Origin of the sequence: Pseudomonas sp. 22526 (assembly GCF_052044735.1) — a bacterium.
In the GTDB taxonomy this organism is placed as follows: domain Bacteria; phylum Pseudomonadota; class Gammaproteobacteria; order Pseudomonadales; family Pseudomonadaceae; genus Aquipseudomonas; species Aquipseudomonas piscium.
The window spans coordinates 98,511-119,490 of sequence record NZ_JBQENK010000008.1; the positions used below are offsets into that span (position 1 = coordinate 98,511).

General features: G+C 65.6%; 21 protein-coding genes. 4 read left to right on the forward strand and 17 right to left on the reverse strand.

Annotated elements, in window-relative coordinates:
- The first annotated feature begins 19 nt into the window (after positions 1–19).
- From ACTJKT_RS14050 to ACTJKT_RS14060, 3 genes are all read left to right on the forward strand, one after another.
- The gene (locus ACTJKT_RS14050) at positions 20–1,438 is read left to right on the forward strand and encodes an FAD-dependent oxidoreductase (protein ID WP_007925837.1); all 1,419 of its coding nucleotides are present in this window, start codon (positions 20–22) and stop codon (positions 1,436–1,438) included.
- Positions 1,439–1,664: 226 nt separating this feature from the next.
- On the forward strand, positions 1,665–2,732 hold the full coding sequence (hemE, locus tag ACTJKT_RS14055) for a uroporphyrinogen decarboxylase (RefSeq protein ID WP_025808180.1): 1,068 nt from the start codon (positions 1,665–1,667) through the stop codon (positions 2,730–2,732).
- A 132-nt stretch (positions 2,733–2,864) separates the two neighbouring features.
- Positions 2,865–3,212: a YgiW/YdeI family stress tolerance OB fold protein gene (locus ACTJKT_RS14060; RefSeq protein ID WP_440787519.1), complete on the forward strand. Its 348-nt coding sequence runs from the start codon at positions 2,865–2,867 to the stop codon at positions 3,210–3,212.
- An 85-nt stretch (positions 3,213–3,297) separates the two neighbouring features.
- Here ACTJKT_RS14060 and ACTJKT_RS14065 read toward each other — a convergent pair whose 3' ends face one another.
- Positions 3,298–4,566 carry an MFS transporter gene (locus ACTJKT_RS14065; protein ID WP_440787520.1) on the reverse strand — a complete coding sequence of 423 codons (1,269 nt, stop codon included), beginning with the start codon at positions 4,564–4,566 and terminating at the stop codon, positions 3,298–3,300.
- 121 nt (positions 4,567–4,687) lie between these two features.
- Between ACTJKT_RS14065 and ACTJKT_RS14070 the strand changes: the two genes are divergently transcribed.
- Positions 4,688–5,581, forward strand: a complete 894-nt coding sequence (locus tag ACTJKT_RS14070) for a LysR family transcriptional regulator (RefSeq protein WP_025808177.1) — start codon at positions 4,688–4,690, stop codon at positions 5,579–5,581.
- 419 nt (positions 5,582–6,000) lie between these two features.
- Here the strand turns inward: ACTJKT_RS14070 and ACTJKT_RS14075 are convergent, their stop codons facing one another.
- The 16 genes from ACTJKT_RS14075 to ACTJKT_RS14150 are packed head-to-tail and all read right to left on the reverse strand — an operon-like array spanning position 6,001 to position 20,854.
- The gene (locus tag ACTJKT_RS14075; RefSeq protein WP_440787521.1) at positions 6,001–6,447 is read right to left on the reverse strand and encodes an excinuclease; all 447 of its coding nucleotides are present in this window, start codon (positions 6,445–6,447) and stop codon (positions 6,001–6,003) included.
- A gap of 40 nt (positions 6,448–6,487) precedes the next feature.
- Complete coding sequence (locus ACTJKT_RS14080) at positions 6,488–6,934, reverse strand: hypothetical protein (RefSeq protein ID WP_025808173.1); 447 nt, start codon at positions 6,932–6,934, stop codon at positions 6,488–6,490.
- A gap of 23 nt (positions 6,935–6,957) precedes the next feature.
- Positions 6,958–8,187, reverse strand: a complete 1,230-nt coding sequence (locus tag ACTJKT_RS14085) for a beta-ketoacyl-ACP synthase (RefSeq protein WP_097305916.1) — start codon at positions 8,185–8,187, stop codon at positions 6,958–6,960.
- Positions 8,187–8,915: a 3-oxoacyl-ACP reductase FabG gene (fabG, locus tag ACTJKT_RS14090; protein ID WP_038582689.1), complete on the reverse strand. Its 729-nt coding sequence runs from the start codon at positions 8,913–8,915 to the stop codon at positions 8,187–8,189. Before fabG ends, ACTJKT_RS14085 begins: the two co-directional genes overlap by 1 nt.
- Positions 8,912–9,385, reverse strand: coding sequence for an ApeP family dehydratase (locus ACTJKT_RS14095; RefSeq protein ID WP_440787522.1), 474 nt, complete (start codon positions 9,383–9,385; stop codon positions 8,912–8,914). Before ACTJKT_RS14095 ends, fabG begins: the two co-directional genes overlap by 4 nt.
- The gene (locus ACTJKT_RS14100) at positions 9,382–10,578 is read right to left on the reverse strand and encodes a beta-ketoacyl-[acyl-carrier-protein] synthase family protein (protein WP_440787523.1); all 1,197 of its coding nucleotides are present in this window, start codon (positions 10,576–10,578) and stop codon (positions 9,382–9,384) included. The genes ACTJKT_RS14095 and ACTJKT_RS14100 overlap by 4 nt, the downstream gene beginning before the upstream one ends.
- Positions 10,575–11,060 carry a hypothetical protein gene (locus ACTJKT_RS14105; protein ID WP_440787524.1) on the reverse strand — a complete coding sequence of 162 codons (486 nt, stop codon included), beginning with the start codon at positions 11,058–11,060 and terminating at the stop codon, positions 10,575–10,577. The genes ACTJKT_RS14100 and ACTJKT_RS14105 overlap by 4 nt, the downstream gene beginning before the upstream one ends.
- Positions 11,057–11,803 carry a class I SAM-dependent methyltransferase gene (locus ACTJKT_RS14110; protein WP_440787525.1) on the reverse strand — a complete coding sequence of 249 codons (747 nt, stop codon included), beginning with the start codon at positions 11,801–11,803 and terminating at the stop codon, positions 11,057–11,059. Before ACTJKT_RS14110 ends, ACTJKT_RS14105 begins: the two co-directional genes overlap by 4 nt.
- The gene (locus ACTJKT_RS14115) at positions 11,800–13,047 is read right to left on the reverse strand and encodes an NAD(P)/FAD-dependent oxidoreductase (protein ID WP_440787526.1); all 1,248 of its coding nucleotides are present in this window, start codon (positions 13,045–13,047) and stop codon (positions 11,800–11,802) included. The genes ACTJKT_RS14110 and ACTJKT_RS14115 overlap by 4 nt, the downstream gene beginning before the upstream one ends.
- On the reverse strand, positions 13,034–14,209 hold the full coding sequence (locus ACTJKT_RS14120) for a sodium:proton antiporter (RefSeq protein WP_440787527.1): 1,176 nt from the start codon (positions 14,207–14,209) through the stop codon (positions 13,034–13,036). Before ACTJKT_RS14120 ends, ACTJKT_RS14115 begins: the two co-directional genes overlap by 14 nt.
- Positions 14,206–16,545 carry an MMPL family transporter gene (locus ACTJKT_RS14125; protein WP_440787528.1) on the reverse strand — a complete coding sequence of 780 codons (2,340 nt, stop codon included), beginning with the start codon at positions 16,543–16,545 and terminating at the stop codon, positions 14,206–14,208. The genes ACTJKT_RS14120 and ACTJKT_RS14125 overlap by 4 nt, the downstream gene beginning before the upstream one ends.
- On the reverse strand, positions 16,529–17,221 hold the full coding sequence (locus tag ACTJKT_RS14130) for an outer membrane lipoprotein carrier protein LolA (protein ID WP_440787529.1): 693 nt from the start codon (positions 17,219–17,221) through the stop codon (positions 16,529–16,531). The genes ACTJKT_RS14125 and ACTJKT_RS14130 overlap by 17 nt, the downstream gene beginning before the upstream one ends.
- A complete protein-coding gene (locus tag ACTJKT_RS14135) occupies positions 17,218–17,643 on the reverse strand; it encodes an acyl-CoA thioesterase (RefSeq protein WP_440787530.1) in 426 nt (141 codons plus the stop codon). Before ACTJKT_RS14135 ends, ACTJKT_RS14130 begins: the two co-directional genes overlap by 4 nt.
- Entirely contained in the window at positions 17,636–19,180 is a 1,545-nt protein-coding gene (locus tag ACTJKT_RS14140; protein WP_226305446.1) for an HAL/PAL/TAL family ammonia-lyase, read from the reverse strand. The genes ACTJKT_RS14135 and ACTJKT_RS14140 overlap by 8 nt, the downstream gene beginning before the upstream one ends.
- On the reverse strand, positions 19,161–20,123 hold the full coding sequence (locus ACTJKT_RS14145; RefSeq protein ID WP_210475647.1) for an LpxL/LpxP family acyltransferase: 963 nt from the start codon (positions 20,121–20,123) through the stop codon (positions 19,161–19,163). Before ACTJKT_RS14145 ends, ACTJKT_RS14140 begins: the two co-directional genes overlap by 20 nt.
- On the reverse strand, positions 20,120–20,854 hold the full coding sequence (locus ACTJKT_RS14150; RefSeq protein ID WP_097305898.1) for a glycosyltransferase family 2 protein: 735 nt from the start codon (positions 20,852–20,854) through the stop codon (positions 20,120–20,122). Before ACTJKT_RS14150 ends, ACTJKT_RS14145 begins: the two co-directional genes overlap by 4 nt.
- Between the last annotated feature and the right edge of the window lie 126 nt (positions 20,855–20,980).

Genomic DNA, 20,980 nt, shown 5'->3' on the forward strand with positions numbered 1-20,980 from the left:
GTTTGATGAGGTTTTAACTATGGCTGAACGTCTGAATAATGACTTCCAGTTCATCGAGGTCGGGCGCAAGGATCCGAAGAAGAAACTGTTGCGTCAACGCAAGAAAGAGTTCGTGGAAATCTACGAACCCTTCAAACCCCAGCAGTCGGCCGACCAGGCCCACCGCTGCCTGGGTTGCGGTAACCCGTACTGCGAATGGAAGTGCCCGGTGCACAACTTCATTCCCAACTGGCTCAAGCTGGTGGCCGAGGGCAACATCCTCGCCGCTGCCGAGCTGTCGCACCAGACCAACACCCTGCCGGAAGTCTGCGGCCGGGTGTGCCCGCAGGACCGTCTGTGCGAGGGTGCCTGCACCCTCAACGACGGCTTCGGCGCGGTGACCATCGGTTCGGTGGAGAAGTACATCACCGACACCGCCTTCGCCATGGGCTGGCGTCCGGACATGTCCAAGGTCAAGCCGACCGGCAAGCGTGTCGCGGTGATCGGCGCGGGCCCGGCGGGCCTGGGCTGCGCCGATGTGCTGGTTCGCGGTGGCGTGACCCCGGTGGTGTTCGACAAGAACCCGGAAATCGGCGGCCTGCTGACCTTCGGTATCCCCGAGTTCAAGCTGGAAAAGACCGTGCTGAGCAATCGTCGCGAAGTCTTCAGCGGCATGGGCATCGAGTTCCGCCTCAACACCGAGGTGGGCAAGGACGTGACCATGGAGCAACTGCTTGAAGAATACGATGCCGTGTTCATGGGCATGGGCACCTACACCTACATGAAGGGTGGTTTTGCCGGTGAGGACCTGCCGGGCGTGCACGACGCGCTGGACTTCCTGATCGCCAACGTCAACCGCAACCTGGGCTTTGAAAAGTCGCCGGAAGATTTCGTCGACATGAAGGGCAAGAAGGTGGTGGTCCTAGGTGGCGGCGACACGGCGATGGACTGCAACCGCACGTCGATCCGCCAGGGCGCCAAGGCGGTGACCTGCGCTTATCGTCGTGACGAGGCGAACATGCCGGGCTCGCGCAAAGAGGTGAAGAACGCCAAGGAAGAAGGCGTGAAGTTCCTCTACAACCGCCAGCCGATCGCCATCGTCGGCGAAGACAAGGTCGAAGGCGTGAAGGTGGTCGAGACCCGTCTCGGCGAGCCGGATGCCCGTGGCCGTCGCAGCCCCGAGCCGATCCCGGGTTCCGAAGAGGTCATCCCGGCCGACGCCGTGGTCATCGCCTTCGGTTTCCGCCCGAGCCCGGCGCCGTGGTTCGAGCAGTTCAGCATCCAGACCGACAGCCAGGGCCGCGTCGTGGCGCCGGAGCAAGGCCAGTACAAGCACCAGACCAGCAACCCGAAGATTTTCGCCGGTGGCGACATGGTGCGCGGTTCCGACTTGGTGGTGACGGCGATCTTCGAAGGCCGCAACGCCGCCGAAGGTATCCTCGACTACCTGGGCGTCTGATTCTTGCCGCCTTTGTAGGAGCGAAGCTTGCTCGCGATCAAGGTGTGTCAGGCAACATGGNCACCGCTATCGCGAGCAAGCTTCGCTCCTACAGGTCCGCTATAGCCCTTGTGTTTCGAGGGTTGTGGCGCGACAAATTGACCCGATAGACAAAAGGCACGGCTCTCGCCGTGCCTTTTGCGTCGCGCTCTGAGAAAATGCCCGCACTTTTTTTCCGGATGCCGACATGACTGCCCTGAAGAACGACCGTTTCCTTCGTGCCCTGCTCAAGCAACCCGTAGACGTCACCCCGGTGTGGATGATGCGTCAGGCTGGGCGCTACCTGCCTGAATACCGCGCCAGCCGTGCCAACGCCGGTGACTTCATGAGCCTGTGCATGAACCCGGAGTTCGCCTGCGAAGTCACCCTGCAACCGCTGGACCGTTATCCACAGCTGGATGCGGCCATCCTTTTCTCCGACATCCTGACCATCCCCGACGCCATGGGCCAGGGCCTGTACTTCGAAACCGGCGAAGGCCCGCGTTTCAAGAAGGTCGTCAGCACCCTGGCCGACATCGAGGCCCTGCCGATCCCGGATCCGCACAAGGACCTGGGCTACGTGATGGACGCGGTCAGCACCATCCGCCGCGAACTCAACGGTCGTGTGCCGCTGATCGGCTTCTCCGGCAGCCCCTGGACCCTGGCCACCTACATGGTCGAAGGCGGCTCCTCGAAGGACTTCCGCAAGACCAAGGCGATGCTCTACGACAACCCGCAAGCCATGCACCTGCTGCTGGACAAGCTGGCGCAGTCGGTCACCAGCTACCTCAACGGCCAGATCAAGGCCGGCGCGCAAGCGGTGCAGATCTTCGACACCTGGGGCGGCAACCTGTCGGCGGCGGCCTACCAGGAGTTCTCCCTGGCCTACATGCGCAAGATCGTCAGCGGGCTGATCCGCGAGCACGAAGGGCGCAAGGTGCCGGTAATCCTGTTCACCAAGAACGGCGGCCTGTGGCTGGAAAGCATTGCCGACGCCGGTGCCGACGCCCTGGGCCTGGACTGGACCTGCGACCTCGGCGAGGCGCGCCAACGGGTCGGCAACAAGGTCGCGCTGCAAGGCAACATGGACCCGACCGTGCTCTACGCCAAGCCGGAAGCGATCCGTGCCGAAGTCGGGCGTATTCTCGCCAGCTACGGCAAGGGCAGCGGCCATGTGTTCAACCTCGGCCACGGCATCACCCCGGAAGTCGACCCGGAACACGCTGGCGCCTTCCTGCGCGCGGTGCACGAACTGTCGGCGCAGTATCACCAGTGATCGCGACCCGATAATCAGGCCCGGCATTCGCCGGGCTTTTTTTTGCGCCTGGGATACGGCCTGGCGGATTAAGTTTCAATTCAGCCTGACTGGTTAATCTGGCGCTATCGAAACCCACATTGGATCACTGCCATGAAAACCCGTTACCTCGTTCTGTTGCTCGCTCCGCTGTTCAGCACCGCCGCCCTGGCTGTCGGCTACACCGGTCCTGGCGCCCAGGCCGTCACCACCGTCGCGGCGGCCAACGACGCCTCGGACGATACGCCGGTGGTGCTGCAGGGCCATGTGATCAAGAAGCTGAACAACGACGACAAGTACGAATTCAAGGATGCCAGCGGCACCATCACCGTCGAGATCGACGACGAAGACCTGCCGCCGGTGGCATTCAACGAGAAGACTCAGGTCAGGCTGACCGGTGAGGTCGAGAAGGGGCTGATGAAGCGCGAGATCGACGTCGACCTGGTGGAAATCGTCAAGTAAGCCGATCGACAGCTATCGCCCATGCCGGCGACCGGACCCCGCATATGGATCGCGGGGGCTGGTCGCCGGCATGTTGGTTTAGCAACTACTGAGTGGCCAGCGGCGGCAGCTTGGCCAGCTTCAACGCCACCAGCAGCGCCACCACCAGCAGGGCGCTGATAAACAGGCCGATGCCGTTCCACCCGGCCATGTGCCAGAACACCCCGCCCGCCGTCCCGGCGATGCTCGACCCGGCGTAATAGCTGAACAGATACAGCGATGAGGCCTGGCCCTTGGCCTTGAGGGCGCGCCGGCCGATCCAGCTGCTGGCGACCGAGTGGGCGCCGAAGAAGCCGAACGTGAAGATCAGCATGCCGATGATCACCACCGGCAACGAGCTGAGCATGGTCAGGGCGAGGCCGGCGAGCATCAGCGAAATGGTGGCCCAGAGCATTTTGCGGCGGCCGAGGCGGTCGGCCAGGGCGCCGATTTTCGCCGAGCTGTAGATCCCCGACAGGTACACCACCGACAGCAGGCCGACGAAGGCCTGATCCATGTGATACGGCTCGGCCAGCAGGCGATAGCCGATGTAGTTGAACAGCGTGACGAACGCGCCCATCAGCACGAAGGCTTCGAGGAACAGCAGCGGCAGGCCGGCATCGCGAAAGTGCATGGTGAAGCCGTCCAGCAGGCTGCGTGGGTGCAGCGAGCGGGCGCGGAAATTGCGCGATTCGGGGAGGATTTTCCAGAACACCGCCGCGGCGATCAGCGCCAGGCCACCTATCACCAACATCGCCGTGTGCCAGCTGACGAAGTCGATCAGCACCCCGGTGATCAGGCGGCCGCTCATGCCGCCAATGGCGTTGCCGCCGATGTACAGGCCCATGGCCAGGCCGATGTGCTGCGGATGGATCTCCTCGCTCAGGTAGGTCATCGCCACCGCCGCCAGGCCGCTCAGGGACAGCCCCACCAGCGCGCGCATCAGCAGCACGCCGTGCCAGCTCGGCATCAGGGCGCTGGCGATGGTGCACAGCGCGGCGGCGAACAGGGCGGTCACCATCACCGGCTTGCGGCCGATGCGGTCGGAAATCGGCCCGGTGACCAGCAGACCGATGGCCAGCAGGCCGGTGGCGACCGAGAGGATCAGGCTGCTCTGCGCGGCGTTGATGGAAAATTCCCGGGACAGCAGCGGCATCATCGGTTGCACGCAGTAGAGCAGGGCGAAGGTGGCGAAACCGCCGGAGAACAGCGCCAGCACCGTGCGCATGAACATCGGCGTGCCTTTTTCGATGTAGACCTCGTTCAGTTGCGCGACGACCTCATCGAGGGCGGTGGGAGGGAGTTCGTGGGCGAGTGGAGCGACAGCGGTTTTCACGGGGGACCTCGGGGGGAGCGCAGCCGGTCAGGCAATGGAAAAAAGCATATAGCTGGCTAATGTTTCTTTCCAATATATTGTTCGACCTGATTGATATGTTTTACGACCTAATGAGGCGTTCATGGAATTGCGTCATCTGCGTTACTTCATCGCGGTGGCCGAAGAGCTGCATTTCGGCCGCGCCGCCCAGGCCCTGGGCATCTCCCAGCCGCCCTTGAGCCAGCAGATCCAGGTGCTGGAGCAGGAGGTGGGTGCGCGGCTGTTCGAGCGTACCAATCGTCGGGTCGAGCTCAGCGAGGCCGGCAGGCTGTTCCTCGACGAGGCACGACAGGTGCTGGCCCAGGTCGACAAGGCCGCGGATGTGGCCCGGCGGGCGCAACGGGGGGAACTGGGCGAACTGAAAATCGGCTTCACCTCGTCGGCACCCTTCAATTCGAGCATTCCCCAGGCGATCTTTGCCTTTCGCCAGCGTTTTCCCGACGTGCACCTGAAGCTGCGGGAAATGAGCAGCACCCAGGTGGCCGAGGCGCTGCTGGACGAGTCGATCCAGGTCGGCATCATGCGGCCGTTGCCGCTGCCGGATTCCCTGAGCGTGGTGGAGTTGCTGCGTGAACCGCTGGTAGCGGTGCTCGGTTCCAAGCACCCGCTGGTGGCCGGCAGCGAAGCCGGCCTGGCGTTGTCGGCCCTGGCCCATGAGCCCTTCGTGTTCTTCCCGCGCAGCTACGGCAGCGGCCTGTATGCGCAGCTGCTGACCCTGGCCCGGGATGTCGGTTTCACCCCGCATTTTGCCCAGGAGGCAGGCGAGGCCATGACCATCATCGGCCTGGTGGCGGCGGGGCTGGGTGTCTCGGTGTTGCCGGCGTCCTACCAGCGCATGCGCATCGACGGCGTGGTCTATCGACCGCTGCTCGACCCCGAAGCGGTCTCGGCGGTGTGGCTGGCGCAGCGCACCGATCAGCGCTCGCCAATGGCCAAGGCCTTTGTCGAACTGCTGACCCGCAAGGCGGAGCTGTAACGGTCTGCTGGGCAAAATGCGACATGCTTGCCACGGTCGGCTTGCCGCGACTCGATCGGATCAGGCGCAAAGACCGTCATGGCCGACGAGTTTACGAAGTCTTGCAACTTACGGACGAAGAGTTCGCTGCCGTCAAAGCCGCTGTACGCAAGGCTTTGGGGATCTGAAGTCGACCCTTTTCGAGGAAAGGGCAATTGGCCACGGTTGCCGGACGGCAGGCTTCGAGCGACACTGCGTGCGTACCCGAAAGGGACTTGTGAGACTCTGAGGATCCTGGGCAACCAGCCATCGCAGAGCCAGACAGGCAGAGCGCGATGACAAGCCAGCCTGTTTGTGAAAGGGCGCCGAAAGGCGCCCTTTGTCGTTTCCGGGGGACGGAAACCGTGGATCAGGTCATGCCGATCTCGCCGGCAGGCGCCTTACTGCACCTTCGCCAGATCGCCGCGCAGCGCCACACCGGCGATGAGCGCGCCTGCATGGCATTCGTAGGTTTTCGCGTCCTTGCGCTCGTTGCTCTTGTAGAAGCTGGCGATGTCGGTCACGGCATTGGCGCCGACTTTCTTGGCGGCCTGGTGCAGGGTGATCAGCGCCGATTGCAGGGCCCATTCGCAGGCCACTTCGTCGCTCTTGTTGAAGGCGTTGGTCTTCTTGTTGGTGACCGCGCCCGCGCTGACCACCGTGACCTTGCCGGCCGGCTTGTTGCCGGCCAGGTAGAACTTCACGCTGCCGTCGATCTTGCCGGTGCTGATGGCTTCGGCGACCACCTTGTCGAACGGCAGGTACAGCGCGGTATCACGGGCCTGGCTGACGCCGGGCAGGGTGCAGAGCAGCAGGGTGGCGGCAGCGGCCAGGGTCTTCAATTGCATGGTGGTCTCCTTGACGTAGAAAGCGGGCGGCGGCTGGCGCTCAATTAGGCGCGGCAATCGCCTGGGCCGAGCTGGACAGCTGTTGCGCGGTCCGTTCGTTCTGGTTGTCCTTCAGCTCGCGCAGGATGCCCTTGTCCAGCAGGCGCACCCAGCGGATGTAGTTCTTGTGGATCTTGCCGTCCGCGTAGCTCATGCCACGGCTGTCGCGGTAGAGGATCTTGTAGTGGGTCGGCGTGTACTGGATGTCGATTTCCACGTGGTATTGCTCGCGCACGGTGATCTCGGCCTGGATCAGCTCCGGGCTGATGCGCTGCACGGTCCATTTGCGGGCGACCAGGTTTTTCAGGATCGCCTGTTTCATTTCCTCATGGTCGGCCTTGATGGTGGCGGGCAGGACCCGGTCCGGGGTGTACATGCGCTTGCTGGTGCACGAGACGCAGGTCAGCAGGGCCAGCACGATCAGGCATGCGCGAAGCAGGGAGGGCATTCCATTTTCTCCAGGGGGTAACGTCATTGAGGCCAGCGGCGGAAGATCAGCGAAGTGTTGACGCCGCCAAAGGCAAAGTTGTTGTTCATCACGTACTCGCAGCTCATCTGCCGGAACTCGCCACGCAGGTAATCCAGCTCGCCGCAACGCGGGTCCACCGTATCGAGGTTGAGGGTGTGCACGTAGAGGTCGTGGTTGAGCATCTCGATGCTGAACCAGGACTCCAGCGCGCCACAGGCCCCCAGGGTGTGGCCGAGGAAACTCTTCTGCGAACTGATGGGCATCCGGCTGCCGAACAGGCTGCTGGTGGCCAGTGTTTCGGCAATGTCGCCCTGTTCTGTAGCGGTGCCGTGGCCATTGACGTAGCCGATGGCCGAAGGCTCGAGGCCGGCGTCTTCCAGGGCCAGCTCCATGGCCCGGCGCATGGTGGCCTGCTCCGGACGGGTGGTGTGCTGGCCGTCGGCGTTGCTGCCGAAGCCGACGATCTCGGCATGGATATGCGCGCCACGGGCCAGTGCGTGTTCCAGCTCTTCGAGCACCAGCATGCCGCCGCCCTCGCCGATCACCAGGCCGTCGCGGTCGCTGTCGTAGGGCCGCGGGCTGGTGTGCGGGGCATCGTTTTTCAGGCTGGTGGCGTAGAGCGCGTCGAACACCATGGCTTCGGTCGGGCACAGCTCTTCGGCACCGCCGGCGAGCATCAGCGGCAGGCGGCCGAACTTGATCGCCTCGTAGGCGTAGCCGATGCCCTGGCTGCCGCTGGTGCAGGCGCTGGACGTCGGGATCAGCCGGCCGGTGAGGCCGAAGAAGATGCTGATATTGGCCGCGGTGGTGTGCGGCATCATGCGCACGTAGGAGTTGGCGTTGAGGCCTTCGGCGACCGAGTTCAGCAACATGTTGCCGAACGCCTTGATCTCGTCGGTGCTGCCGGTGGACGAGCCACAGGCCACGCCCATGCGCCCGTCCTTGATCGATTCGTCACCCAGCAGGCCGGCATCGGCCAGGGCTTGCTCGGCAGCGCCCACGGCGAGCCGCGACACCCGGCCCATGCTGCGCAGCTGCTTGCGGGTCCAGTGCTCCGGCACCTTGAAGTCGTCCACGGGGCCGGCCAGGCGGGTATTGAGTTCGCTGAAGCGATCCCACTCGTCCATCCGGCGAATGCCGCTGCGGTTGGCGCTGAAGTTGGCGGCGATGGTGTCCCAGTCGCTGCCCAGCGAAGTGATGCCGGCCATGCCGGTGACGACCACACGTTTCATCAGACCAGGCCTCCGTTGACCGCCAGCACCTGGCGGGTGATGTAGGCGGCCTCGGCGGACATCAGGAAGTTCACCGCGCCGGCGACTTCTTCCGGGGTGCCCATGCGCTGGGCCGGGATCATCTTCAGCAGCTCGTCCACCGGCACGTTCTCGTCGAGCATGGCGGTGTCGATCAGGCCTGGCGCCACGCAGTTGACGGTGATCTTGCGTTTGCCCAGCTCGATGGCCAGGGCCTTGGCGGCGCCGATCAGGCCGGCCTTGGAAGCGCTGTAGTTGACCTGGCCGCGGTTGCCGACCTGCCCGGACACCGAGGCGATGCAGACGATACGCCCGGCGGCGCGGCGTCGGATCATCGGCATCATCACCGGGTGCAGCACGTTGTAGAAACCGTCGAGGTTGGTGCGCAGCACGGTGTCCCAGTCGTCTTCGCTCAGGGCCGGGAAGGCGCCGTCGCGGGTCAGGCCGGCGTTGAGCACCACGCCGTAGTAGGCGCCGTGGGCTTCCACGTCGGCTTCGAGAACGGCCTTGCAGCTGGCGCGGTCAGTCACATCGAATTGCAGGATGCGCGCCTGGCGCCCCAGGGCCTCGACTTCGGCCTGCACGGCCTCGGCTTCGCTGCGGCCACTGCGGCAATGCAGGATCAGGTCATAGCCGCCCTGGGCCAGGCGCAGGGCGATGGCGCGGCCGATACCACGGCTGGAGCCGGTGACCAATATGGATTCAGTCATGGCTGGACTCCTGTTGATAAAGCGGGTGATTCGTTCAGGTAGCTGTCCGCCTGTGGCGGACAGAACACGTTGAGGCGGGCGACGGCCTGGATGCCGGGGGCACTCAGGTGGCATTCGAATACGCCCATGCCGTTGTCGTCTTGCAGGGAGCGCAAGGCGTGAATCTGCAGTTCGCTGCCGACCGGGAAATGCTCCACGTTGCATTCGAACTTGCGTGTGCCGAGCAGGAACCCCAGCTCGACGGCCTGGCCTTTCTGGCGCGCATGGCAACCGGCGTAGGCGGCGACGCTCTGGGCCATCAGCTCGATGCCGACCCAGGCCGGCAGGCTGCCGTCGGCACGGTTGAACAGGCCGCCGGGGCGGACAGTGAGGCGGGTGTGGATCTGCTCTTCATCGAACCCCAGGACCTGATCGATCAGGATCATGTCGCCCGCGTGGGGCAGCAGTTCGGCGAGCGGCCAGTCAATCATGGGGCGTCTCCGATAATCAGGCTGACGTTATTGCCGCCGAAGGCAAAGGAGTTGCTCATCAGGCAGCGCGGAGCGTTCTGCTCCAGACGTGTGGTGGCGGTGACCCAATGCAGCGGCGGCAGTTGCGGGTCGGCCTGGGCGTCCCAGACATGGGGCGGCAGGGCGTGCGCGCTGTTCGCGGCGGACAGGCTCAACCAGCAGAACGCCGCTTCCAGGGCACCGGCGGCGCCCAGGGTGTGGCCGCTCATGGGTTTGGTCGACGAGCAGGGCACGCCGGCCGGGAACAACTGGTTGACCGCCAGGCTTTCCATGGCGTCGTTGTGCTGGGTGGCCGTGCCATGCAGGTTCAGGTAACCGATCTGCTCGGCTTGCAGGCCGGCGTTGTGCAAGGCCTTCTGCATGGCTTGCAGGGCGCCGCGCCCGCTGGGTTCGGGGGCGGAAATATGGTGCGCGTCGGAGCTGGCGCCGCCGCCGAGCAAGGCGATCGGTTGCGCGCCGAGGGTTTCCTTGCTCATCAGGAACAGCACGGCGGCTTCGCCGATGTTGATGCCATCGCGGTTGACCGAGAACGGATTGCAGCGCTGCGCGGAAACCGCTTCCAGGGCCGAGAAACCGTTGAGGGTCAGCTTGCACAGGCTGTCGACGCCGCCGCACAGCACCGCGTCGCACAGGCCCAGGTCGAGCAGGCGGCGGGCGCTCATCAGCGCCCGGGCGCTGGAGGTGCAGGCGGTGGAAATCACATAGGCCGGGCCACTGAGGTCGAGCCAGTCGGCGAGAAAGTTCGCCGGCGCGGCCAGTTCTTGCTGTCGGTAGTCGTAGTCGGCCGGGAAGTGCCGGTCGCGCAGGTAATGGGCGATGCCGCGGCTGGCTTCGTCGATGCCCGAGGTGCTGGTGCCGAGGACGATGCCGATGCGGCTGTGGCCGTAGCGGACGATGGCCTGGTCGATGTCGCCACGGATCTGCAGGGCGGCCTCCAGCAGCAGCTGGTTGTTGCGGCTGCTCTGCTGCCCCAGCTCCGCTGGAATGCTCGCCAGCGGCCCCTGGACGGCGGCCACCGGCACGCTGCGCTCCGGCACCCAGCCGGCTGCGGCGCGCATGCCGGAGCAGTCGCCGGCAAACAGGCTGCGGGCCACTTGCTGCTTGTCGCGCCCAAGGGCACAGATCACCCCGAGGGCATTCAGGTAGGCCGTCATGAGGCGTTCTCGGCGGTCAGCGGGCTGATGTGGTAGTACAAGCCCTGGGGCAGCTCCAGGCGGAAATCCAGGGCCTGGCGATAGCGGACCTGCCAGTGCGGGGCGAGATCACGCTGCGCGCCGTGCTGCCGGGCGGCTGGATAATTATCTCGCAGTTCGCCCGCGGGCGTGAGGGCAAACAGCAGTGCGGCGAACAGTTCGCGGGCCTCCGTGTTCGGCGGCAGCAGGCCATCGGCCTGCCAGCGACCCTCGATCAGTTGCTGGCGCGCCAGGGGAATGCCCAGCGGGTCGAGCAGCGACCAGCGGATGCCCGGCCCTTCGGCCTGGATCACCAGCAGCCAGTCCTGGCGTTGCCCGGCCTGTTGCCGCTCGATATGCAGTTGCAGCGGCAGGGCCAGGCTCGGGGTTTTCTCGGGCAGCGGCGGCTGGCTGGCGCAGGCGCTCAGCAACAGCAGGCAGCCGACGAGCAGGGCACGGATCATCCGGCGGCACCTTCGGGCAAGGGTTTGCGGGCGACCACATTGACCAGGGTTTCTTCCCGTTGGCCAAAGGGTTTCGGGCGGCGCAGGCCGAAGCGTTCGAGCAGCCCGAAATCCTTGGCCCGGCTCCACCACAGATAGGGATAAGACACATTGCGCGGGGTAAATTCAAAACCCTGTCGTCGGATCATTTCCAGGTACTGCGCCGCGCTTTTCTGCACATGCATCGGGTGGCGGAACAGCCAGCGGATCACCCAGGTGTCGATGTAGGCCTCGGTGGATTCGGCGAACAGCAGGTAACCGCCCGGCTTGAGCACGCGATAGAACTCGGCCAGGGCTTTTTCCTGTTCCACCAGGTGGTGGAAGGTCTGGTGGCAGAACAGCAGGTCGACGCTGGCATCGGCCACGTTTAGGGTCGCGCAGTCGCTGCCGATCAGCTCGACCTGCAGGCCCTGGCGCGCCGCCTCTTCACTGCTGAGCCTGAGGCTGTGCGGGTCGGCGTCCAGGCCGATCAGGCGCTGCGGGGCGAACACCTGGCGCAGGTACTGGAACGACTTGCCCTGGCCGCAGCCGGCATCCAGCAGCACCGGGTTGGCCGGCGGTTCCTTGTCGAACAGGCGGCGCAGGTCGTTGATCGCCACCCGCAGCACATGGTGCTGCCAGGTATGGCTGCGCAGGAACCAGAAACCGAAGCGGGTTTCCTCGACGTAGCTGGCGCTCAAGTATTGTGGCTGGGCGTCGTTCATGGAGCCTCCATGGCGCAGATTTCCGAAAGCATGCGCAGCCGGCGCTTGGGTTCGCTGACGAACGGGTTGCGTTCGTCCCAGGCATAACCGGCGAGGATCGAACTGATCATCCGGCGAATCTCCGGCGAGCTGCCCGGGTGGTAGATCACGTCCTGGAAGGTGCCGGCGTACCAGCCTTCGACGTAGCAGCGGAAGGTGTCGACGCCGCGCTTGAGGGGGATGGCGAATTCTGTTTCCCAATCCACGCTTTCGCCCTGCAACTGCCGATGCAGCACGGCGGCGGCCATGCTCGCCGAACGCATGGCGATGGTCACGCCGGAGGAGAACACCGGGTCGAGGAATTCCGCGGCGTTGCCCAGCAGCGCGAAGCCCGGGCCGTGCAAAGTCTTGACGTTGGCCGAGTAGCCGCCGATGGCCCGCGCCGGGGTGTCCCAGACGGCGTTGTGCAGGACCTTGGCCAGGCTTGGGGTTTCCTCGATGAAACCGCGCAGGCATTGGTCCAGGTCGTCGTCACGGCCGTCGAAGTGCTCCTTGGCCGCGACCACGCCGATCGAGCAGCGCCCGTTGCTGAACGGGATGGTCCAGAACCACACATCGCGTTTGCTCGGGTGAGTGGTGATGAGGATCTTTTCCCGCTCGAAAGCCGGGCTGTCGATATGGTCTTCGATATGGGTGAACACCGCCTGGCGGACCGGGAAGTTCGAGGGCGCCTCCAGGTCCAGCAGGCGTGGCAGCACGCGGCCGTAGCCGCTGGCGTCGAGGACGAAGTCGGCCTCCACGCGGTACTCGCTGCCGTCTTCGCGCAGCACCTGCAACTGCGGCCTGGCCAGGCTGAAGTCGGCGCTGACGATGGCTTCGCCATAACGCACTTCAACCCCTTGCAGGGCGGCCTGATCGGCCAGCAGCTTGTCGAAGTCGGCGCGTTGCACCTGAAAGGTGGTGGGCTTGCCCTCGCTGAAGGTGTCGCCGAAATCGAAGGCGCTGTAACGCTCGCCCCAGGCGAACGCGGCGCCGTTCTTCAACTGGAAGCCCGCAGCCTTGACCGCCTCGAGCATGCCGGCCTCTTCGACGAAGTCCAGGCAGTGGGACAGCAGGCTTTCACCGATCGAAAACCGTGGGAAATGCTGGCGCTCGACGATCAGCACGTCGTGGCCTTTGCCCTTGAGCAGCGCGGCGGCGATGGCGCCCGACGGGCCAGCGCCGATCACCACAATCCGGCGGCGTTCCATTTCAACTGTTGGCACTGGGGCTCCTTGCCGGTTCGGCGATGTTCAGGTTCGAAGGGACCAAAGGTGTTCGGTGCAGCCCGGCCAGGGCCGGCATCAGGGTGGCGATCAGGCCCATGAGCATCAGCGCGAAGTACAGCGCCGGGCTGATCAGCTGTTGTTGCAGCAGCAGGTTGAGAAAGACGATCTCGCTCAGCCCGCGAATGTTCAACAGCAGGCTTTCCCGCCAGCGGCTGGCACCCTTGAAGGAGGCGCCGGCCCAGCCCAGGCCGAGCCAGTTGCCGAGCAACTTGCTGGCAATCGGCAACAGCAGCAAGGCCCCCAACTGCACCCAGCCGAGGCTGTCCATGGCGCTGTGCACATTGATCTGCACGATGCCGAACGTGAGGATCAGCGGGATGGCGATAAAGGTCTGCAAACGGCTCATCCAGGCTGCCTTTAACGGCAGCACCAGCGGCACCTTGAGGGCGGTCATGCACAGCAGGTAGCCGATGCCGAAAATCAGCGCGTTGAGCTTGTAGTGTTCGGCCACCACCAGCAGGCCGAAGAAGCCCAGGCTATGCAACAGCGGCTGGCGCAGGCCGAAACCGCGCAGGAGCAGCGGCAGGCAGGCTCCGGCCAGCGGCAGCAGCAGGCTGCTCAGGTGCAGGCTGCCCTGGGCGACGCCGAACAGGGTCCAGCAGCCGAGGTCGATGAGGATCGCGGTCTGCACCAGGCGCCGGGTGGCCGGCGGCGGGTAGTCGATGTGCCGCAGGTAGAGGTACAGCACCGGGATTGCGGTAATGGCGAACAGCAAACCGACCGCCAGGGAACTCAGCCAGGGTTGCGCCGGCAACAGCCAGACTGCGGTAGCTAGGCCGCAGGCGAAGGGAATGGCGAAGCTCGGCAGGGCGATCTTCAGGCTCTGGCGGTCCAGGCGCAGGTCGATCACGTCGCTGAGGATGTGCCCCAGCAGCAGGGCGAAACTCAAGCCGTACAGGTTCTTCAGCCAGACCGGTGAGACCAGCTGGACGCCACTCAACTGCCAGTGCGGTTCGATCCAGAACAGCATCAGCAGCGGCAGGCCGAAGGTCGCCAGCAGCAACTGGCTGACGATCGGGATCAGGCCGAAACGGCTGCCGATGCGGGTGGCGAGCGCGAACAGCAGCAGCGCCATGAGCCAGAACAGGGCAACCATCACAGGACGGGCTCCGTAACGGGCTGGCGATGGCGCTGGCGACCGGCCCAGGGCGCCAGGATAAAACTGAAGGCCAGGCCCAGGCTCACCGACAGGCCGAAGTTGCTGACCGCCGGGGTGCTGGAAATCGCCAGCAGGCCGAACGACAGCCAGGTGGTCACCGCTGCAAGCAAGGTGCCGAGCAGGCTCACGGCGGCCCCGCCGACCTGTTCACGCATGAGGATGGCGTAGTCGACGCTGATGGCGGTCACCAGCAACAGGCCGAACAGGCTGAACAGGGTCAGCGGCTGCCCCAGCCAGCCCAGGCTGGCGAGGCTGCACAGGGCCGCCAGCAGCGGCAGGGCGACGAGGCGCAGGGCGCCGCCGAGGCCGAACGGCAGGATCAGCAGCAAGACGATCAGCACGCAGGACGCGAGCTTGAGCTCGGCGGCGCTGATCTGGGTGGCGGCGAACACCTGGTTCAGATCGCCCAGGCGGTCCACCAGTTGCACCCCCGGCAGATCCTGCGCCTGGATCCGCAGCAGCTGTGGGTTGTTCAGCCCCTGCAGGCTGACCATGGCCGCCACGCCGTTGTCGGTGGGGCCCAGCCATAGGGTGCGGTAAGGCTCGGCCAGCGGGCCTTGCAGGGCGCTGTCGATGTCTTCGTCGGGCAGTGCCCGCAATTGCGCGAGTTCCGCGTTCAGGGCCGTGACCGGGACTCCGAGATCCAGCAGCGGCTGCCAGTGCCGCGGCAGCGCGTCCAGGGCCTGGCGCAGGCGCTGTTGCTCGCTGGGCAGGCTTACCAGCTGATTGAGCGACAGGTAGCCCTGGAGTTTCTCCAGGTTGACCAGTTGCTCCAGGCGCTCGCTCAGGGCGCCGAGGCGTTCGAGCAGTTGTTGCTGATCGGCGCCGCGCACCAGGAAGAACTGGCTGGTGGGCTGGTAGCCGGTGATCCGCGCGATGGTCTGGGCTTCGTTGAGCAGTTGCGGCGGCGCGCCGATCCACTGGCGGATATCGTTTTTGCTGTCGAGCTGCCACAGGCCACCGGCGCAGAAGGCGATCACCAGCGCCAGCAGCCAGGAGCTGGACACGCGTTTGAGCAACTGGGTGCGCAGGTTCAGCAGCCACTCGGCGACACGCAGCGGCCATTGCGCCGGTTGCAGCTCGACGCCGCGCAGCAGCGACGGCAGCAGGCACACCGCGCTCAGGTAAGCACCCAGCAACCCGGCGGCGGAGAACACGGCGATCTGGGTCAGGGCCGGGAAGGGTGTCCAGGCCAATGCCAGGTAGCCGATGCAACTGGTGGCCAGGCTCAGGCTCAGTCCCGGCAGGGTCAGGCGCAGGGCCGGCCAGCTGTGCCAGGGGCGCAGGCTCCAGCTTTTGGACAGGTAGTGCAGCGGGTAGTCGACGGCGACGCCGATCAGGCTCGAACCCAGCACCAGGGTCATCACGTGCATGTGGCCGAAGAAGGCCACGCAGGCCACCGCGCCGAACAGCATGCCCACCAGCACTGGCACGAACGCCAGCAACACTCGCCAGCGACGGAAGGCCAGCAACAGCAGCAAGAGGATGCCGACAGTGGCGCCGCCGCCAACCCAGGTGATCTCGCGGGAGGCCTGCTGCTGGCCGTTGGCGGCGTAGAGCAGGCCGCTGGCGGCCAGCAGCTGGACGTCGGCCTGGGCGGCCTGTTCGCGGCTGTGCTGGAGCAAGGCCGCTACCTGCAGCGGTAGCTGCATGTCGAAGGCGTTGCCGGTGGTGCGCGCCCGCAGCAGCACCCAGCTCTTGCCGTCGGCATCGGCGATCAGGGTGCCGCTGCCGATGTCCAGTTGCACCGCGCCACGTTGCGGCTGGCTGTTCTGGATGCGCCCGGTCAGGCCCAGCCAGTCGTCCTGGCTCGGCACCAGGCTGAAACCGCTGAAGGGGTCGAACAGCGCCTGTACGCGCTGCTGGATAAAGGCGTCAGGGTGCTCGATCAGTTGCTGGCGGTCGGCGGCAGAAAGCATCGCCAGGCGTCCTTGCAGCAATTGCCTGCGCAACGCCGGCAGGTCGGCCTGCAGGTTCCACTGGACCTTCTCGAACAGCCCGCTGGCCTGCCATTGCTCACCCAGGCGCTGTGCCATGGCGATGGCCTGCTGGCGCTCGGCGTGGCCCACCAGCACCAGCATTTCGCGGTTCAGAGGCTCCTGCATGCGCTGCTCGGCCTTGAGCTCCAGGGCATCGGGGTCGGTGCCTGGCACCAGCTCCATGAGGTTGGCCGACAGCGGCGCGCCATGGCGCCATTGCCAGCCGGCCAGGGCCAGCACGGCCACTAGCAGGAGCAGGAACAGGCGCGGCCACCAGCGTTCACTCGGCAAAGTCATGTTGCTCCGCGTCGCTCAAGGGCTGGTTGCTGATGCTGTCATGCATCTTCAGCAGGGTGCTGTCGCCCTGGGTTTCCAGCAGCTCGATACGCTGCACCAGCTCGCCGCCGTCGATGTTGATCTGGTTGAACACCTGCTTGAGCAGCAGCGAACGCGGGGTCAGGGTCAGTTTCCAGGCCTTGGCGTCGCCGCTCAGGGCCAGCTCGAAGTCCCGTTGCAGGCCACTGCTGTCGCCTTGCAGCACGGCGAGGAACAGGCGGTTCTGTTCGGCCCCGGCGCTCTTGTTCGGCAGCATTTGCCAGCCGCTGCCATCCCGGCGGGCGATGCCTTTGCCGGTGATGCGGTAGTCCTGTTGCAGCGGTGTTTTCAGCAGCCACAGCAGGCCATGGTTCTTCGCCAGGACGAAACTGCCCTTGCTGGTCAGCGGCTGGGGCAGGGCGCGCAGGTGTTTCTCCTGGACGAAGCTGCCGTGGATCACCTCGGGTTTGGCCAACTGGTCGCTGAGCTGTTGCAGGTCGAAGGCATTGGCCAAGCCTGGAATGCCCAGCAGCACGAACACTGTAGGAGCGAGCTTGCTCGCGAAAAACCGCAGAGCGCCGTGACGTGTCAGGTAGCCCGCGCAATCGTTGACGATTTTCGCGAGCAAGCTCGCTCCTACAGGAAGCGGTCGGGTCATGGCAGAAGCCTCTCGACGGCGTCGGTGAACACCTTGGGCGAGGCCAGCTGCATCTCGCGGCTGGCGATTTCCACCGCCACCTGCACCGAGCTGGCGCGGGTCAGGCGTTCGCCGGTTTCCAGGTCGCTGATCAGGTAGTTGATCTTCAGGCGGTTTTCCCACTCCACCAGGCTGGCGCGGACATTGAGCTTCTGCCCGAATACCGCGCCGCGCACATAGCGCAGTTGCAGGTCGATCACCGGCCAGGCGTAGCCGGACTCGCGCATCTGGTTGTAGTTGTGGCCGAGCTTGTCGAGCAGGGCGCAGCGGGCCACTTCCAGGTATTTCACGTAATGCCCGTGCCAGACCACGTGCATGGTGTCGACGTCGAAAAACGGCACCTGGATCTCGGTGTCCGCGTGCAGCACGCCCTTACTACGCATGCAGCCTCCAGTGTTGCTCGGCAATGCGTTGCAGGCACAGGCGCAGTTCGCCTTCCAGGGCGCGGTCCTCGATCACCGGCGGGAAGTCCTTGGCCAGCTCTTGGTGCATGGCGGCCAGGGCCGGCGGCAATGGCCGTGCATCCTCGGCCTGGCCGCGCAGCCAGACGCCTTGATTGGCGGCCAGCAGGGTGGCGGCGGCGACCTGTTCGGTCAGCTCCAGCACGCGGATTGCATCGCGGGCGGCGATGGTGCCCATGCTCACCTTGTCCTGGTTGTGGCATTCGGTGGAGCGCGAGAACACGCTGGCCGGCATGGTGTTTTTCAGGGCTTCGGCGGTCCAGGCGCTGGTGCCGATCTGCACCGCCTTGAAGCCGTGGTTGATCATGGCGCGGTCCGCCGGGGCGCCGGACAGGTTGCTCGGCAGGCCGTGGTTGTAACGCTCGTCCACCAGCAGCGCGAGCTGGCGGTCCAGCAGGTCGGCGACGTTGGCCACCAGGTTCTTCAGGCTGTCCATGGCGAAGGCGATGTGCCCGCCGTAGAAATGCCCGCCGTGCAGCACGCGTTCGGCTTCGGCATCGATGATCGGGTTGTCGTTGGCGCTGTTCAGCTCGGTTTCGATGAAGCCGCGCAGCCAGCCCAGGCTGTCGGCCAGCACGCCCAGCACGTGGGGCGCACAACGCAGCGAGTAGCGGTCCTGCAGGCGGTGCAGCGGCGCGGTCGGTGCGTCGATGGCCAGGTCCTGGCGCAGCCAGGCGGCAACCTGCATCTGCCCCGGGTGCGGCTTGGCGGCGAACAGGCGCTCGTCGAAGTGCTCCGGGTTGCCCTGCAAGGCGACCACGTTCAGCGCGGTGATGCGCGTGGCCAGTTGCAGCAGGTAGTCGGCGCGGGCGAAGGCCAGGCAGGCCAGGCCGGTCATCACCGCGGTGCCGTTCATCAGCGCCAGGGCTTCTTTCGGTCGCAGTACCAGCGGTTCCCAGCCCAGCTCGCGGTGCACCTCGGCCGAGGTCCGGCGCTCGCCGCGGAACATCACTTCACGCTCGCCGGACAGGGTCGCGGCCACGTAGGACAGCGGCGTCAGGTCGCCACTGGCGCCCACCGAACCTTCTTCGGGGATCAGCGGCAGGATGTCGTGTTCGAGGAACGCCTGCAGGCGCTCCAGCAGCTCCACGCGCACCCCGGACACGCCATGGCACAGCGACTGCAAGCGCGCCGCCAGCACCGCGCGGGTGGCTTGCGCGTCCAGCAGCTTGCCCAGGCCGCAGCCGTGGAAGGTGTACAGATGACGGGGCAGCGCCTCGACGTGCTGCAGCGGCACCGCGACCACGCAGGAGTCGCCATAGCCGGTGGTCACGCCGTAGATCACGCCTTCCTTGTCCAGCAGCGAATCGAGGAATTGCGCGCCCTTGGCGATGCGCTGACGGAATGCGCTGTCGTCCTGCAGTCGGGTCGGCGCCTGACGGTTGGCCAGGGCCAGCACGTCTTCGATGCGCAAAGGGAGTTCGCCGAAGGTTACCGGCTCAAGCGGATGCGTCGTCATCGGTCTTCCAGAAAGGGTAAAAGTTGAACCATTGTTGGGGCGCTTCGAGGCAGTACTGGCCCAGGCGCTCGGCGTAGCGGGCAGTCCACTGGGCGATGACCTGTTCGCGGTCGCTGCGCTTCCACGCCACGGCCTCGGTGAAGGGTTCGAGGAACACTCGATAGCGGCCGTTGTTTTTCAGGCACAGCAGCAGGTTGACCGGGCATTTCAGCAGGCCCGCCAGCAGCCACGGCCCCTGGGGAAAGGGCGCCGGATGGCCGAGGAAGTCCACCCGCACGTTGCGCCCGCCATGCAGCGGCACGCGGTCGCCGGCAATCGCCAGCCACTCGCCGCGATCCAGGCGCTGGCTCAGTTGCAGCATGACCGCCGGATCCAGCTCGCTGACCTGGATCAGCCGCAGGTTGGTGGCCCCGGCCTCGCCCAGCAGGCGATTGAAACGTTCGGCGTGCTTGGTGTGCACCAGCACGTTCATGGTGACCTTCTCGCCCAGCTCGGCCAGGGCGCGGCAGACTTCGAGGTTGCCCAGGTGCGCACCCACCAGCATCTGTCCACGGGCGCCACGCAACTGGTCGCGCAGCCGGGCCGGGTCGACGATCTCGATCTGTTCCAGGCGCAGCTTGCCGTTCCACACGTCGAGCTTGTCCAGCAGGGAGTCGGCGAACGCCATGAACTGGCCGAAGACCCGCCAGTGGCTGGGGCGCAGCTCGGCCTTGCCGCTCCAATCGGCCAGGCGCTGCTGGTACAACCAGGCGCTGCGGCGGGCGCCGCGGCCGAACAGGAAAAAATAGAAAACGATGATGTACAGCACCGGGCTCAACACCCGGCGCCCGAGCACACGCACGCCGAAGGCGGTGAGTTTCATCAGCCAGAAGCTGCCGCGCTCTTTGTGCTCGGCCCAGTGTTGCTTGTCCTGCTTGTCCTGCTTGTCTGGTAGCGCCGTCATGCTTGCCACCGTCGCCAGAGGATCAGCGGCGCGCGCAGCAACATGCCGAAGAACAGCCGGGCGTGCATGCTGGAGATCAGCAGGTTGTCGTGGAACAGGCGAAAGTGCGACAGGCCATCCACCGGGTAACGGACCTTGGTCGGCAACCAGCGCATCGGCTGGTTGCGCCAGGACAGGCGCACCAGAATATCGGTGTCGAAGTCCATGCGCTGGCCGACCTTCACCGAGTCGATCAGCGCCAGGACTGGCGGCAGGGGGTAGACCCGGAAGCCGCACATGGAGTCGGGAATCTGCAACGACAGGGTATTGATCCAGACCCAGACGTGGGTCAGGTAGCGAGCGTAAAAGCGGCCCTTGGGCACGCTGGCGTCGTACTGTGGATAACCGCAGACCAGTGCTTCGGGGTGGGTGCGGGAGGTGGCGATAAAGTTATCCACATCGCGCAGGTCGTGCTGGCCGTCGGCATCCACTTGCAGGGCGTGGCTGAAGCCTTGGCGCGAGGCTTCGCGCAGCCCGGCCATGACCGCGCCGCCCTTGCCCTGGTTGACCGCGAGCTTGACCAGGAACACCTGTTCGCGCTCGGCCAGCTGCTCCAGCACGGCGGCGCAGGCCGGGCTGCTGGCGTCGTCCACCAGCACACAGGGCAGGCCGCTGGCGAGCAGGGCCTCGACCACCGCCGGCACGGCGGCTTCATGGTTGTAGACCGGGATCACGGCGCAGGGGTTATGCATCGGGGCTGTCTCCCAGGCGTCCGCTGTGCGGCCGATCGCAGCCTTCGGCAGCGGCTACAGGTATTGGCGTCGCTACGGGCTTTTGTAGCCGCTGCCGCAGGCTGCGATCGAGCGCGTAGCGCTCGC

Excerpts from the sequence above, each read along its gene's own strand:
- ACTJKT_RS14050 (WP_007925837.1), top strand. The coding sequence starts at position 20 with ATGGCTGAACGTCTGAATAATGACTTCCAGTTCATCGAGGTCGGGCGC.
- hemE (WP_025808180.1), top strand. The coding sequence starts at position 1,665 with ATGACTGCCCTGAAGAACGACCGTTTCCTTCGTGCCCTGCTCAAGCAA.
- ACTJKT_RS14060 (WP_440787519.1), top strand. The coding sequence starts at position 2,865 with ATGAAAACCCGTTACCTCGTTCTGTTGCTCGCTCCGCTGTTCAGCACC.
- ACTJKT_RS14070 (WP_025808177.1), top strand. The coding sequence starts at position 4,688 with ATGGAATTGCGTCATCTGCGTTACTTCATCGCGGTGGCCGAAGAGCTG.
- ACTJKT_RS14075 (WP_440787521.1), bottom strand. The coding sequence starts at position 6,447 with ATGCAATTGAAGACCCTGGCCGCTGCCGCCACCCTGCTGCTCTGCACC.
- ACTJKT_RS14080 (WP_025808173.1), bottom strand. The coding sequence starts at position 6,934 with ATGCCCTCCCTGCTTCGCGCATGCCTGATCGTGCTGGCCCTGCTGACC.
- ACTJKT_RS14085 (WP_097305916.1), bottom strand. The coding sequence starts at position 8,187 with ATGAAACGTGTGGTCGTCACCGGCATGGCCGGCATCACTTCGCTGGGC.
- fabG (WP_038582689.1), bottom strand. The coding sequence starts at position 8,915 with ATGACTGAATCCATATTGGTCACCGGCTCCAGCCGTGGTATCGGCCGC.
- ACTJKT_RS14095 (WP_440787522.1), bottom strand. The coding sequence starts at position 9,385 with ATGATTGACTGGCCGCTCGCCGAACTGCTGCCCCACGCGGGCGACATG.
- ACTJKT_RS14100 (WP_440787523.1), bottom strand. The coding sequence starts at position 10,578 with ATGACGGCCTACCTGAATGCCCTCGGGGTGATCTGTGCCCTTGGGCGC.
- ACTJKT_RS14105 (WP_440787524.1), bottom strand. The coding sequence starts at position 11,060 with ATGATCCGTGCCCTGCTCGTCGGCTGCCTGCTGTTGCTGAGCGCCTGC.
- ACTJKT_RS14110 (WP_440787525.1), bottom strand. The coding sequence starts at position 11,803 with ATGAACGACGCCCAGCCACAATACTTGAGCGCCAGCTACGTCGAGGAA.
- ACTJKT_RS14125 (WP_440787528.1), bottom strand. The coding sequence starts at position 16,545 with ATGACTTTGCCGAGTGAACGCTGGTGGCCGCGCCTGTTCCTGCTCCTG.
- ACTJKT_RS14130 (WP_440787529.1), bottom strand. The coding sequence starts at position 17,221 with ATGACCCGACCGCTTCCTGTAGGAGCGAGCTTGCTCGCGAAAATCGTC.
- ACTJKT_RS14135 (WP_440787530.1), bottom strand. The coding sequence starts at position 17,643 with ATGCGTAGTAAGGGCGTGCTGCACGCGGACACCGAGATCCAGGTGCCG.
- ACTJKT_RS14140 (WP_226305446.1), bottom strand. The coding sequence starts at position 19,180 with ATGACGACGCATCCGCTTGAGCCGGTAACCTTCGGCGAACTCCCTTTG.
- ACTJKT_RS14145 (WP_210475647.1), bottom strand. The coding sequence starts at position 20,123 with ATGACGGCGCTACCAGACAAGCAGGACAAGCAGGACAAGCAACACTGG.
- ACTJKT_RS14150 (WP_097305898.1), bottom strand. The coding sequence starts at position 20,854 with ATGCATAACCCCTGCGCCGTGATCCCGGTCTACAACCATGAAGCCGCC.